General features: G+C 70.3%; 12 protein-coding genes. 11 read left to right on the forward strand and 1 reads right to left on the reverse strand.

Features of this window, described 5'->3' with window-relative positions; translation table 11 throughout:
- The 7 genes from KTR66_RS14235 to KTR66_RS14265 all read left to right on the forward strand — a co-directional run.
- Positions 1-535: energy transducer TonB (locus tag KTR66_RS14235; RefSeq protein ID WP_213613503.1), on the forward strand; the 535-nt coding region annotated here is incomplete at its 5' end.
- Between the two features lie 153 nt (positions 536-688).
- Positions 689-1177, forward strand: coding sequence for a GcrA family cell cycle regulator (locus KTR66_RS14240; RefSeq protein WP_213613505.1), 489 nt, complete (start codon positions 689-691; stop codon positions 1175-1177).
- 143 nt (positions 1178-1320) lie between these two features.
- The gene (locus KTR66_RS14245; RefSeq protein ID WP_213613507.1) at positions 1321-2211 is read left to right on the forward strand and encodes a DMT family transporter; all 891 of its coding nucleotides are present in this window, start codon (positions 1321-1323) and stop codon (positions 2209-2211) included.
- Between the two features lie 28 nt (positions 2212-2239).
- Positions 2240-2959 carry a class I SAM-dependent methyltransferase gene (locus tag KTR66_RS14250; protein ID WP_213613508.1) on the forward strand — a complete coding sequence of 240 codons (720 nt, stop codon included), beginning with the start codon at positions 2240-2242 and terminating at the stop codon, positions 2957-2959.
- Between the two features lie 40 nt (positions 2960-2999).
- The gene (locus KTR66_RS14255) at positions 3000-3743 is read left to right on the forward strand and encodes an SURF1 family protein (protein ID WP_213613510.1); all 744 of its coding nucleotides are present in this window, start codon (positions 3000-3002) and stop codon (positions 3741-3743) included.
- Positions 3740-5230: a carboxypeptidase M32 gene (locus KTR66_RS14260; protein WP_213613512.1), complete on the forward strand. Its 1491-nt coding sequence runs from the start codon at positions 3740-3742 to the stop codon at positions 5228-5230. The genes KTR66_RS14255 and KTR66_RS14260 overlap by 4 nt, the downstream gene beginning before the upstream one ends.
- Positions 5220-6446 (forward strand): cation:proton antiporter, encoded by a 1227-nt coding sequence (locus KTR66_RS14265; protein WP_213613514.1) that lies wholly within the window; start codon positions 5220-5222, stop codon positions 6444-6446. Before KTR66_RS14260 ends, KTR66_RS14265 begins: the two co-directional genes overlap by 11 nt.
- An 18-nt stretch (positions 6447-6464) precedes the next feature.
- On the opposite strand, the gene KTR66_RS14270 is transcribed toward KTR66_RS14265, so the two are convergent.
- The gene (locus KTR66_RS14270) at positions 6465-7691 is read right to left on the reverse strand and encodes an aminotransferase class V-fold PLP-dependent enzyme (RefSeq protein WP_249732132.1); all 1227 of its coding nucleotides are present in this window, start codon (positions 7689-7691) and stop codon (positions 6465-6467) included.
- A 60-nt stretch (positions 7692-7751) separates the two neighbouring features.
- On the opposite strand from KTR66_RS14270, the gene gnd reads away from it, so the two are divergent.
- From gnd to KTR66_RS14290, 4 genes are all read left to right on the forward strand, one after another.
- Positions 7752-8708 (forward strand): phosphogluconate dehydrogenase (NAD(+)-dependent, decarboxylating), encoded by a 957-nt coding sequence (gnd, locus tag KTR66_RS14275; protein ID WP_213613518.1) that lies wholly within the window; start codon positions 7752-7754, stop codon positions 8706-8708.
- Between the two features lie 142 nt (positions 8709-8850).
- Positions 8851-9354, forward strand: coding sequence for a gluconokinase (locus tag KTR66_RS14280; protein WP_213613520.1), 504 nt, complete (start codon positions 8851-8853; stop codon positions 9352-9354).
- The gene (locus KTR66_RS14285) at positions 9348-10994 is read left to right on the forward strand and encodes an AMP-binding protein (RefSeq protein ID WP_213613522.1); all 1647 of its coding nucleotides are present in this window, start codon (positions 9348-9350) and stop codon (positions 10992-10994) included. The genes KTR66_RS14280 and KTR66_RS14285 overlap by 7 nt, the downstream gene beginning before the upstream one ends.
- A 2-nt stretch (positions 10995-10996) precedes the next feature.
- Positions 10997-12331 carry an acetyl-CoA hydrolase/transferase family protein gene (locus tag KTR66_RS14290; RefSeq protein ID WP_249732148.1) on the forward strand — a complete coding sequence of 445 codons (1335 nt, stop codon included), beginning with the start codon at positions 10997-10999 and terminating at the stop codon, positions 12329-12331.
- Positions 12332-12353 lie beyond the last annotated feature (22 nt).

Here is a 12353-nt window from a genome sequence, read left to right on the forward strand (position 1 = left end):
GCCGCCGACGCCGCCCGCGCCGCCACAGCGCCAGCCGCAACAGCAGCAGCAGGCACAGCGCGCCCAGCCGGCCCAGCCCAACCTGCCCGGCATCTGGGTGCCCGGCGGCGTGCAGCTTGGCCGGCCCGCGGCCCCGCCGGCCGGCCGGCCCCAGGCGCGCGGCACGGACACGACGGTGGATCCGCGCTTCCTGGAAGGCCGCCCACGGACCGACCCCTCGGTGCGCGTCACCGGCGCGCAGGTGGGCGCGGATTGGCGCGCGGCCTTCCGCCGCTGGCTGGACCAGAACCTGAGCTATCCCGAGCGCGCGGTGGCGCTGGGCGAGGATGGCGTGGTGCGGGTGGTGGTGACGGCCGCCCCGGACGGGACCGTGCGGAATGTCCGGCTGGTGGGCCCCTCCACCTCGCCCTCGCTGAATTTCGGGACGACCTTCCCCTTCCAGGGGGCCCGCCTGCCGGCTTTTCCGCCCGGGGCGGACCCCAATGGGGTGACGATCGAGCTCACGGTGAATTATGTGCTGATCCGCGGGCGCTGATTCGAGGGACTCACAACCCTCTGTTTCTGAATCCGAAAGTCAGGCGCCAAGGCTTTTCCACAAGTTTCTGGCGAATCGAAATTATCCAGCGCTTGTGTGTCAATCCTCCATTTTGCTACTCTATGTAGTATCAGGGACGGGGGATTGCATTCCATGGACTGGACGAACGAAGCCATTGACCGCCTGCGCGCCCTCTGGGCCGAGGGGCATTCAACCGCCGAGATCGGTCGCCGGATGGGCATTTCGAAAAATGCCGTGGTGGGCAAGGCCCATCGCCTGGACCTGCCGGCCCGCCCGAGCCCGATCCGCCGTGACCCGGCCACGCCGCGGCCCGTCGCGACCGGCCGCCGGCCCACCCTGCCGCCGCTGCGCGCCGCCATGCCCATGGCGGCCACCCCGCGGCGCGAGGAGCCGAAGCCGGTGGCGCCCACCATCCTGGCCCTGCCGCCCAAGCCGGCGGCGAGCGTGGTGCGCGCCTTCCCGCGCGTCAGCAGCAAGGCCTGCTGCTGGCCGATCGGCGAGCCCGGCACCAAGGGCTTCCGCTTCTGCTCGGAGCCCGCGATGAGCGGCAAGCCGTACTGCGCCGAGCACGCGGCGCTGGCCTATGTCCGCGTGAAGGACCGCCGCGAGGACGCGGCCTGAAGCCAGGCTTCGGACCCAACCGCATCGGGGGCGTTCCGCGCACCCGGTGTCGCTTGGCATGTGCCGCCTGACGCCCGGCACATGCCAGAATCCCGCCGCCGCGCGGTATCGCCACACGGGGTGACGCATTAGGCTCGCACCCCATGGCCGGCGTCCTTCTGCAGCTCAGCGCCCTCATGATCTTCGTCGTGATGGACACGATGCTGAAGCTCATGACGGCGGAATTCCCGGTGCTTCAGATCATCTGGGCGCGGTTCATCTTCTCCACCGTCACCGTGGCCATCGCGCTGCGCATCGCCATGGGCCGCTTCCCCTGGCGCTCCCGCGCGCCGGGCCTGCAGGCGCTGCGCTCGCTGCTGCTGGGGGCGTGCAGCCTGTTGTTCACAGCCTCGGTCGCGCGCATTCCGTTGGCCGACGCCACGGCGGTGGGCTTCGCCTCACCGCTGATCACCGTGGCGCTGGCGGCGCTGCTGCTGGGGGAATGGGTGAGCCTCCGGCGTTGGTTCGGCGTGGCGCTCGGCTTCATCGGCGTCCTCGTCGCGGTGCGGCCGCCCTTCCTGACCGGCGCGCCGCTGGACTGGGCCTATCTCCTGCCGCTCGGCACCGCCACCATGTTCGCCTTCTACCAGATCCTCACCCGGCGGCTGGCCGCGCTGGATGACAGCCGGGTCACGATCTTCCACACCGGCCTCGCCGCCGCGCTGGCCACCAGCCTGGCGCAGCCCTTCGTCTTCATCGCGCCCGGCGCGGTGGAATGGAGCGTGCTGATCGCCATCGGCATGCTGGGCGCGCTGAGCCATGGGCTGCTGGTGCTGGCCTATGCCCGGGCGCCGGCCAGCCTTCTGGCGCCTCTCTCCTACACGCAGCTCATCTGGGCGAGCTGCGCCGGCATCCTGGTCTTTGGCGATTGGCCGGACGGGATCACCCTGCTGGGGGCCGTGATCATCGCGGCCGGCGGCGTGCTGACCGCCCTGCCCCAGCGCCCCCCTCAAGGCCCCGCCCGGCCGGAAACCCATACCGGGCATGCAACATGACCTCCACAATCCCGCTTGCACGCCCCCCATGGCCGCGCTAACCCCTGACCCCGATCGAACAGGGGATCGTCACATTCCAACCTTTGGGCTTTCCGAGGGCGAGCGCGCCCATCCCCGGGCCGCGCTGGACGCCGCCTCCGTCCGTGACGCCTATCGGCGCTGGGCGGGCGTTTATGACCTGGTCTTCGGCGGTGTCTCGGCCTTCGGCCGGCGCGCGGCCGTCAGCGCCGTCAACCGCATCTCGCAGACCGCGGGCCGCCGCATCCTGGAAGTGGGGGTCGGCACCGGCCTCGCCCTGCCGCATTACCGGCCGGATCTGGACGTGGTGGGCATCGACCTCTCGCGCGACATGCTGCTGAAGGCGCAGGAGCGCGTGGCGGCCGAGCGCATCACCGCCTGCCACGGCCTGCTCGAGATGGATGCCGAGAACACGGCCTTCGCCGATGACAGCTTCGACATCGCGGTGGCGATGTTCACCGCCTCCGTGGTGCCGGATGCGCGCAAGCTCTACGCCGAGATGTCGCGCGTGGTGCGGCCGGGCGGGCACCTGCTCTTCGTGAACCATTTTGCCGCCGACCATGGCTTCCGCTGGTGGCTGGAGCGCTCGACGGCACCGCTGGCGCGCATCCTGGGCTGGCACCCGGACTTCAAGCTCAGCGACCTGCTGGGCGAGGGCGAAGCCGAGATCGAGCGCATGGAAGCCTGCCCGCCGCTCGCGCTCTTCACGCTCGTCGAAGTGAAGAACTAACCCTGACAACCGGGTGAAGTTGGGCCAAATGGGGGGGGTGATGACCCCTTCAGAGAAACGCCCGGTCCCTTGGCAACGCCTGATCCTGCCGAGCTTCCTGGCCCTGCCGGTGCTGGCCCTGCTGCTCGGCCTCGGCACCTGGCAGTTGCAGCGGCTGTCCTGGAAGAACGGGCTGCTGGCCGAGCTCGCCGCCGCCCAGGCGCGCGGGCCGGTCGAGGCCACGGGCAACCCACCCCCCTTCGCGCATATCACCGCAACCGGCCGCTTCCGCCCGGGGGCCGAGGCCATGCTGGGGCTGGAGGTGCGCGGGCCGGTGCTGGGCGGCAGCCTCGTCACCGTGCTGGACCGGCCGGGCCAGCCGCCCTTGCTGGTGGAGCGCGGCTGGGCGCCGCTCACGGGGGGTGACCAGATCCAGCGGCCGGAGGGCGAGGTGACGGTCAGCGGCTATGCCCGCTATGGCGACCGGCGCGGGCTGTTCGCCGCGAAGGATGACCCCGCGGGGCGCCGCTTCTACAGCTTCGATCCGCGCGCGATCGCCGAGGCGCTGGGCGCGCCGGATGCGGCGCCCTATGCGCTGACGGTGGTGGTGCCCGGGGCTGCGCCCCTGCCGTCCGGCCTCGGCTCCACGCCGCCGCCGCAGCGCGGGCCGGTGCCCGATGCCGCGCATGGCTTCCCTTCGCCCAACAACCCGCATCTGGGCTATGCGGTGACATGGTTCGGCCTGGCCCTGGCCTGGACCGCGATCTTCCTTCTCTGGGCCCGACGACGGATCCGCGACGCATGAGCCACCCCGCCTATCTCCGCCTGACGCAGCGCGCCGCCCGGCTGGGCGCCCTGGGGGAGGCCGCCGCCATCCTGCATTGGGATGCCAGCACCATGATGCCGCGGGGTGGCGGGGCCGCGCGGGGCGAGCAGCTGGCGACGCTGGCCGGCCTCGCGCATGACATGATGACCGCGCCCGAGGTGGCCGAGGACCTGCGCGCCGCCGAGGCGACGGGCGAATGGGAGGCGGCGAACCTCGCCCTGATGCGCCGCGCCCATGCGCGTGCGACGGCCCTGCCGACGTCGCTGGTGGAAGCCACCGCGCGCGCCAATTCCGCCTGCGAGAAGATCTGGCGCGAGGCCAAGGCGAAGTCGGACTTCGCCATGGTCCGCCCCGCGCTGGAGGAGGTGCTGCGCCTGCAGCGGGAGACGGCCCAGGCGCTGTCCGCCGCCACCGGCCTCGCCCCCTATGACGCGCTGATGGAGGGCTATCAGCGCGGTGTCACGGCGGCCGAGGTGGAGCCGGTCTTCAACGCCTATGAGGCCTGGCTGCGCGAGGCCCTGCCCCGCGCCGAGGAGATCCAGGCCCGGCGCGGCGCGCCCCTGCCGCTCCCCGGCCCCTTCCCGGTGGAGAAGCAGCGCGAGCTCTGCCGCCGGCTGTCGCTGCGGCTCGGGCTCGAGGCGGATCATTCGCGGCTGGATGAGAGCGTGCATCCCTTCTGTGGCGGCACGCCCAGCGATGTGCGCATCACCACCTTCTACAGCGAGACGGACCCGGCCAAGGCGCTGCTCGGCGTGCTGCATGAGACGGGGCATGCGCTGTATGAGCGCGGGCTGCCCGGGGATTACGCGCGGCAGCCCGTGGGGGAATCCGCCGGCATGGCGGCGCATGAATCGCAGAGCCTGATCATCGAGATGCAGGCCTGCCGGAGCGATGCCTTCCTGCGCTTCCTGGGGCCCGAATTGCACAGGCTCTATGGCGGGGATGCCGCGCCCTATGCGCCGGCGAACCTGGCGAAGCTCTGGCGGCGCGTCTCGCGCGGCTTCATCCGCGTGGATGCGGATGAGCTGACCTATCCGGCGCATGTCATCCTGCGCTTCCGGCTGGAGCGCGCGATGATCGAAGGCAGGCTCGCCATCGCCGATCTGCCGGGCGCCTGGGCGGAGGGGCTGCGCGGGCTGCTCGGCATCACGCCGCCGGATGATGCGCGGGGCTGCCTGCAGGACATCCATTGGCATGATGGCGGCTTCGGCTATTTCCCCAGCTACACGCTGGGTGCCATGGCCGCCGCGCAGCTCATGAAGGCGGCGCGGGCGGCGACGCCCGGGCTGGATGCGGCGCTGGCCGAGGGGGATCTCGCGCCGCTGGTCGGCTGGCTGCGCGTGAATGTGCATGCGCATGGCGCGAGCCTCGGCTTCCAGGACCTGCTGCGGGCGGCGACGGGCAAGCCGCTCGATCCCATGGATTTCCAGGCGCATCTGGCATCGAGATACCTCGATGCCGCATGAGACGGGCCTCATCGCCACCATCGCGCTGGGCCTGACCTTCGCGCTCTTCCTGGGCCTCGCGGCCCGCGCGGTGCGGCTGCCGACCATTGTGGGCTATCTCGCCGCCGGCATCGTCATCGGACCCGCCACGCCGGGCTTCGTGGCGGATCTGGATGCGGCGCAGCAGCTGGCCGAGATCGGCGTCATCCTGCTCATGTTCGGCGTGGGGCTGCATTTCTCGCCGCGCGAGCTGGCGGATGCGCGGGGTGTGGCCGTGCCCGGCGCGCTGCTGCAGATGGGCTGCGCCACGCTGCTGGGCTGGGGCCTGGCGCGGCTGCTCGGCTGGGGCGACGCGGCGGGGATCATCTTCGGCTTCTGCCTCTCCGTCGCCTCCACCGTCGTGCTGCTGCGCGCACTGACCGAGCGCGGGGAGCTTGCGACCACCCAGGGCCACACCGCCGTCGGCTGGCTGGTGGTGGAGGACATGGCGATGGTCGTCGCCCTGGTGCTGGTGCCGGTGCTGGCCGCGGTGACGCAGGACCGGCCGGCGGCGGGCCTGATGATCGGGCTGGGCGGCGCGGAGGGTGTCGCGCTCATGCTGCTCATCACGCTGGGCAAGGTCGCGATCTTCGTGGCGCTGATGCTGGTGGTCGGCGCGCGCGTTCTGCCCTGGGCGCTGTCCTGGGTCGGCCGGCTGCGCTCGCGCGAGCTGTTCTCGCTGGCGGCGCTGGTGACGGCGCTGGGCATCGCCTACCTGGCCTATGTGCTGTTCGGCGTCTCCTTCGCGCTGGGCGCCTTCCTGGCGGGGCTGGTGCTGGGGCAATCGGCGCTGTCGCAGAAGGCGGCCGAGCAGACGCTGCCGCTGCGCGACGCCTTCGCCGTGCTGTTCTTCGTCGCCGTCGGCATGCTGTTCGACCCGGGGATCGTGCTGCGGCAACCCTTGGCGCTGATCGGCACGGTGCTGGTGGTGCTGATCGGCAAGACGGTCGCGGCCTATGCCATCGCGCGGCTGCGCGGGCTGGAGACCAAGGCGGCCCTCTCCATCGCCGCCGCGCTGGCGCAGGTGGGGGAGTTCAGCTTCATCCTGGCCGGCCTCGCCGTGACCGAGGGCGTGCTGCCGGAAGCGGGGCGGGACCTGATCCTGGCGGCCGCGATCATCTCGATCGCGGTCAATCCCTTCATGTTCCGGCTGGCGGATTGGGTCGGGCGGCGCGCCCCCACCTCACCTCCGGCGTGATCCGGCGGGCGGCCGCGCTCAGTAGGCGCGGCCCGCCGCCATTTCCGGGGCCGCGCCTTCGCGCGCCTCGGCCACCGCCGCATGGAGGTCGTCCAGGTATTCCTCCGCCACCTCGGCATGCAGCGGGTTGAGGTGCAGGTGGATGCCGTCCGGCTCCTGCTGGCGGCTGACCAGCCAGCCGCGCGCATCCAGCGCCGTGGCCACGCGGCCGATGGGCAGCGCCGCATCCGTGCTGCGATAGACCAGGATGGCGTGGTTGCCGGGCAGGACCTCCATGCCCGGGATCGCCGCGATGCCCGCCGCGATGGTGGCGCGGGCCTGCATGATTCGCCGCGCGCAATCGAGGTAACCGGCCTGGCCGAGGTGGTTCATCACCGCCCAGGCGGCGGCCACCGCACCCCCCGGCCGCGTGCCCTGCGCGGTGTGGGCGGCGTACATGCCGCGCGCCCAGGCCTTGCTCTCGAAGCGGTGATGCGCCTTGAGCGCCGCGTCGCGCAGCAGCAGCAGCGAGGCGCCCTTCGGCGCCATGCCGTGCTTGTGGATGTCGGCGCTGATGGAGGTGACGCCGGGGACGCTGAAATCCCAGGCGGGCAGGGCCACGCCGAGGCGTGACAGGAAGGGCGAGAGGAAGCCGCCCACGCAGGCATCCACATGCAGCCAGACGCCGCGCGCTTCAGCCAGCGCGCCGAGTTCCGCGATGCGGTCGATGCCGCCGAAGGGGTAGTTGGGCGCGGAGCCGATGAGCGCCACGGTGTTCGCATCCATCGCGGCCGCCATGGCCGCCACGTCGCTCAGGCGTGCCGCATCCACCGGCACGCGGCGCGCCTCCATGCCCAGGTACCAGGCGGCGCGGTCGAAGGTGAGGTGTGCCGTGTCGGGCAGGACGATGTTGGGTTTCGCCACGCCGGCCTTTTCGCGCGCCGCCAGCATGGCGAGAAAAATGCTCTCGCTGCCGCCGGAGGTGAAGGTGCCGGCCGCCCCCTCGGGCGCCTGCATCAGCGAGAGGCCCATCTGCACCACCTCGCCCTCCAGCCTGGCCAGCGAGGGAAAGGCGCGCTGGCCGAGATTGTTCTCGGTCCAGAAGGTTTGATAGGCCTCCTGCTGGATGCGCTCCAGCGCCTCGTCCAGGTAGTAGAAGAAGACCGCCATGCGGCCGCGCTTCCAGGAATAGTCGCGCGCCTTGGCCTCCAGCAGGGCCTGCTTGAGGGCGGGCCAATCCTGGCCTTGTTCGGGAATTGCGATCATGATTTTCCTCGGACGGCGTTTGAGGCATCTGAACACGCCGTAAGAAAAGGGGGAAGCGAGATGCAGCTCGGCATGGTCGGCCTCGGCCGGATGGGCGGGAACATCCTGCGCCGCGTGATGCAGGCGGGGCATGAGGGCGTCGCCTTCGACCGCGATGATGCGGCGGTGGCCACGCTCGTCGCCGAGGGGGCTGTGGGCGCGACGAGCCTGCGGGAGCTGGTGAGCCTGCTGCGCGCGCCGCGCACCGTCTGGGTGATGCTGCCGGCCGGCGAGATCACGGAAGCCGCGCTGGCGGAGCTGCACGGGCTGCTGAGCCCGGGCGACACCATCATCGAGGGCGGCAATTCCTTCTGGAAGGATTCCGCGCGGCGCGGGGCGGAGGCGGAAGCGCGCGGGCTGCACTACCTCGACATCGGCACCTCGGGCGGCGTCTGGGGGCTGAAGCGCGGCTATTGCCTGATGATCGGCGGGCCGGCGGAGGTGGTGCGGCGGCTGGACCCGATCCTCGCCGCACTCGTGCCGGGCGCGGGCACGGCGCTGCCGACCGAGGGGCGCGAGGCGCGGGATGCGCGCCCCGCCCAGGGCTATGTGCATTGCGGGCCGAATGGCGCGGGGCACTACGCCAAGATGGTCCATAACGGGATCGAATACGGCATGATGCAGGCCATGGCCGAGGGGCTGGACCTGATGCGCGCCGCGCCCTTCGCGCTCGACCTGCCCGACATCACCGAGGCCTGGCGGCGCGGCTCCGTCGTCTCCTCCTGGCTGCTGGATCTGACCGCCCAGGCGCTGGCCTATGACCCGGACCTCGCGGAATACAGCGGCCATGTGAGCGACAGCGGCGAGGGGCGCTGGACGGTGGATACGGCCGTCGAGCAGGCGGTGCCGGTGCCGGTGCTGGCGGCGGCGCTCTTCGCCCGCTTCCGTTCGCGCCAGGAGGCGAGCTTCGCGGACAAGGCGCTGAGCGCGATGCGCAAAGGCTTCGGCGGGCATCTTGAGCCGAAGGTGAAAATTTGATGCCCTCAAGCGCCGGGCGCGGCCTCCGGCCGCTTGGCTTCGCGCCGCGGCGGGTGCACCGGCGGCCAATGCGGTCTGGGCGCGGCGCGCGCTTTGCGCGCGCATCCTCGGAGAGCGGCGCTCATTCTTTTGCGGCTTGCACATGACCCTCCATCTCCTCGTCATGGGCGTCTCCGGCTCGGGCAAATCCACCATCGGCGCGAAGCTCGCGCAGGCGCTGGCGCTGCCCTTCGGTGATGCGGATGCGTTTCACCCCGCCAGCAACGTGGCCAAGATGTCGGCCGGGATTCCGCTGACGGATGAGGATCGCTGGCCCTGGCTGGATGCGCTGGGCGCCTGGCTCGCGGCGCAGACAGGCGGTGGCGTGATCGCCTGCTCGGCGCTGAAGCGCGCCTATCGGGACCGGCTGCGCGGCGCCGTGCCGGGGCTTCGCATCCTGCATCTCTCGGGCCAACCGGGCATGATCACGGCACGGCAAGCGGCGCGGGAGGGGCATTTCATGCCGCCCTCGCTCATGGCCAGCCAATTCGCCACACTGGAACCGCCCGCGCCGGATGAAGCGGCGCTGGTGCTCGACATCACCGCCCCGCCGGAGGTGCTCATCCTCCAGGCCACGGCGCAATTGCGGAGGATCGCATCATGCTGAGCTACGTCCATGGCGCCTCGTCCACGCCACTGCTGGGCGAGACGATCGGCACCAATTTCCGCAACACGGTCGCGCGCGTGCCCGACCGGCTGGCGCTCATCGCGCGGCAGCAATCCGTGCGCTGGACCTACACGGAGATGCTGGCGCATGCCGAGAACGTCGCGGCCAATCTGCTCGCCGCCGGGCTGGAGCCGGGCGAGCGCGTGGGCATCTGGTCCCCCAACAATGCCGAATGGGCGCTGACGCAGTATGCCACCGCGCTGGCGGGCCTGGTGCTGGTGAACATCAACCCCTCCTACCGCCTGTCCGAGCTGGAATACGCGGTGAACAAGGTGGGCTGTGCCGCCATCGTCACCGCCACGCGCTTCAAGACCAGCGAATATGTGACGATGCTGGACATCCTCGGCGCGGAGAAGCTGCCCACGCTGCGCCACCGCTTCCAGATCGGCCCCGAGACGCAGAAGGGCTATCGCAACTTCGCCGAGCTGATGCAGCCCGCGCCGGCCGAGGCGCGTGCGAAGCTGCACGCCATCGAGGCACGGCTGCAGATGGATGACCCGATCAACATCCAGTTCACCTCCGGCACCACCGGCGCGCCGAAGGGGGCGACGCTGACGCACCACAACATCCTCAACAACGGCTACTTCGTGGCCGAGGCGCAGCGCATCACGCAGGAGGATCGCATCTGCATCCCCGTGCCGCTCTATCACTGCTTCGGGATGGTGATGGGCAATCTGGGCTGCACCACGCATGGCGCGACCATGGTCTATCCGGGCGAGGGTTTTGATCCGCTGGCCACGCTGGAGGCGGTGGCGGCGGAGCGCTGCACCTCGCTCTATGGCGTGCCCACCATGTTCATCGCGCAGCTGAACCACGCCGACTTCGCGAAGTTCGATCTCAGCAGCCTGCGCACCGGCATCATGGCGGGCTCGCCCTGCCCGATCGAGGTGATGCGCCGCTGCATCGCCGACATGAACATGGCGGAAGTCACCATCGCCTATGGGATGACGGAGACGAGCCCCGTCAGCTTCCAGTCCTCCACCACGGATTCCGTCGAGCGCCGCGTCTCCACCGTGGGCCGCGTGCAGCCGCATATCGAGGTGAAGATCGTGGATGCCGAAGGGCGCGTCGTGCCGCGCGGCCAGCCCGGCGAACTCTGCACGCGCGGCTATTCCGTCATGCTCGGCTATTGGGGCGATGAGGCGCGCACCAAGGAGGCGATTGATCCCGCCGGCTGGATGCACACGGGCGACCTCGCGGTGATTGACGAGGAAGGCTTCTGCAACATCGTCGGCCGCATCAAGGATCTTGTGATCCGAGGCGGCGAGAATGTGTACCCGCGCGAGGTGGAGGAATTCCTGTTTCGCCATCCGAAGGTGGCGGAGGTGCAGGTGATCGGCGTGCCCGATCCGCGCTTCGTGGAGGAGATCTGCGCCTGGATCCGCCTCAAGCCCGGCGAGAGTGCCACGCCCGAGGAGATCCGCGATTTCTGCCAGGGGCAGATCGCGCATTACAAGATTCCGCGCCACATCCGCTTCGTCGAGGAATTCCCGATGACCGTCACCGGCAAGGTGCAGAAATACCTGATGCGCGAGGCGATGATCGCGGAGCTCGGCCTCGCCGAGCAGAAGACGGCGTGACGATGATCAACCGCAGCGGCGGCCGCGCGTGCCGCGAGATCACGCCCGAGGCGGCGGCGGCCCTGGTGAAGCCGGGCGACTGGCTGGATTACGGCGCCACCTTCAACCAGCCCGATGCCTTCGACCGCGCCCTGGCCGCGCGCAAGACGGAGCTGCACGATGTCAGCATCCGCAACTGCCTGAGCATGCGCCCGCGCGCGACGCTGGAAGCCGACCCCGAGCGGCGCCACTTCGCGTTCTACAACTGGCATTTCTCCGGCTATGACCGGAAGAAGCATGATGCGGGGCTGACGCACTACATCCCCTGCCATCTGGGCGAGATCCCGGACTACTACCGGCGCTTCATCGATCGGCTGGACATCGCCATCCTCAAGGCCTCGCCCATGGATGCGGAGGGGTATTTCAACCTCGGCCCCGTCAGCATCTGGCACCCGGCCGTGGTGGAGCGCGCGACGACGCTGATCCTGGAAATCACGCCCGACATGCCGCCCGTGGTGGGCACGCATGTGCGCGTGCATCGTGACCAGGTGGACTACATCATCCAGGGCGATGACACGCCGATGCCCGAGCTGCCGAACGCCGAGGCGAGCGAGGTGGACCGCGCCGTCGCGCGCCTCATCGCCACCGAGATCGAGGATGGCGCCTGCCTGCAGGTGGGCATCGGCGGCATGCCCAATGCGGTGACGACGCTGCTGCTGGAATCCGGCGTGCGCGACCTCGGCATCCATACCGAGATGCTCAATGACGGGCTGGTCGAGCTCTACCGCGCCGGGCGCGTCAGCGGGCTGCGCAAGAGCTTCGACCAGGGCCTGGTCACCTACAGCTTCTGCCTGGGCAGCCGCGCCAGCTACGACACGCTCAGGCACAATGACGACTTCCTCTGCCGCCCGGTGGAGGAGACGAACATGCCCGACATCATCGCCCGCAATGACCGCGTGGTGGCGATCAACAACACGACGCAGCTCGATCTGCAGGGCCAGGCGGCCTCGGAATCCGATGGGCATCGCCACATCAGCGGCACGGGCGGGCAGTCGCAATTCGTGCGCGGGGCCTATGCGTCGAAGGGCGGCAAGTCCTTCATCTGCCTGGCCTCCACCTATGAGCGGCGGGGCGAGCGGCGCAGCCGCATCGTGCTGGACCTGACGCCGGGCAATGTGGTCACCACGCCGCGCTCGGACCAGATGTTCGTCGTCACCGAGTACGGGATGGTGAATTTGAAGGGGCGTTCCGTGCCGGAGCGCGCGAAGGCGATCATCGGGCTGGCGCACCCCGACTACCGCGAGGAACTGAGCCGGGAGGCCCGGGCGCGGCGGATCGTGCCCCCTCACTTTCTTTAGGGCCATTTCCCATGACCCGCCC

This window comes from Roseococcus sp. SDR, from assembly GCF_019083995.1.
In the GTDB taxonomy this organism is placed as follows: Bacteria; Pseudomonadota; Alphaproteobacteria; order Acetobacterales; family Acetobacteraceae; genus Roseococcus.

What these genes read in the sequence shown, in the direction of transcription:
- KTR66_RS14245 (WP_213613507.1), top strand. Translation starts at nt 1,321, where the DNA reads ATGGCCGGCGTCCTTCTGCAGCTCAGCGCCCTCATGATCTTCGTCGTG.
- KTR66_RS14285 (WP_213613522.1), top strand. Translation starts at nt 9,348, where the DNA reads ATGCTGAGCTACGTCCATGGCGCCTCGTCCACGCCACTGCTGGGCGAG.
- KTR66_RS14270 (WP_249732132.1), bottom strand. Translation starts at nt 7,691, where the DNA reads ATGATCGCAATTCCCGAACAAGGCCAGGATTGGCCCGCCCTCAAGCAG.
- KTR66_RS14240 (WP_213613505.1), top strand. Translation starts at nt 689, where the DNA reads ATGGACTGGACGAACGAAGCCATTGACCGCCTGCGCGCCCTCTGGGCC.
- KTR66_RS14280 (WP_213613520.1), top strand. Translation starts at nt 8,851, where the DNA reads ATGACCCTCCATCTCCTCGTCATGGGCGTCTCCGGCTCGGGCAAATCC.
- KTR66_RS14265 (WP_213613514.1), top strand. Translation starts at nt 5,220, where the DNA reads ATGCCGCATGAGACGGGCCTCATCGCCACCATCGCGCTGGGCCTGACC.
- KTR66_RS14260 (WP_213613512.1), top strand. Translation starts at nt 3,740, where the DNA reads ATGAGCCACCCCGCCTATCTCCGCCTGACGCAGCGCGCCGCCCGGCTG.
- KTR66_RS14255 (WP_213613510.1), top strand. Translation starts at nt 3,000, where the DNA reads ATGACCCCTTCAGAGAAACGCCCGGTCCCTTGGCAACGCCTGATCCTG.
- KTR66_RS14290 (WP_249732148.1), top strand. Translation starts at nt 10,997, where the DNA reads ATGATCAACCGCAGCGGCGGCCGCGCGTGCCGCGAGATCACGCCCGAG.
- KTR66_RS14250 (WP_213613508.1), top strand. Translation starts at nt 2,240, where the DNA reads ATGGCCGCGCTAACCCCTGACCCCGATCGAACAGGGGATCGTCACATT.
- gnd (WP_213613518.1), top strand. Translation starts at nt 7,752, where the DNA reads ATGCAGCTCGGCATGGTCGGCCTCGGCCGGATGGGCGGGAACATCCTG.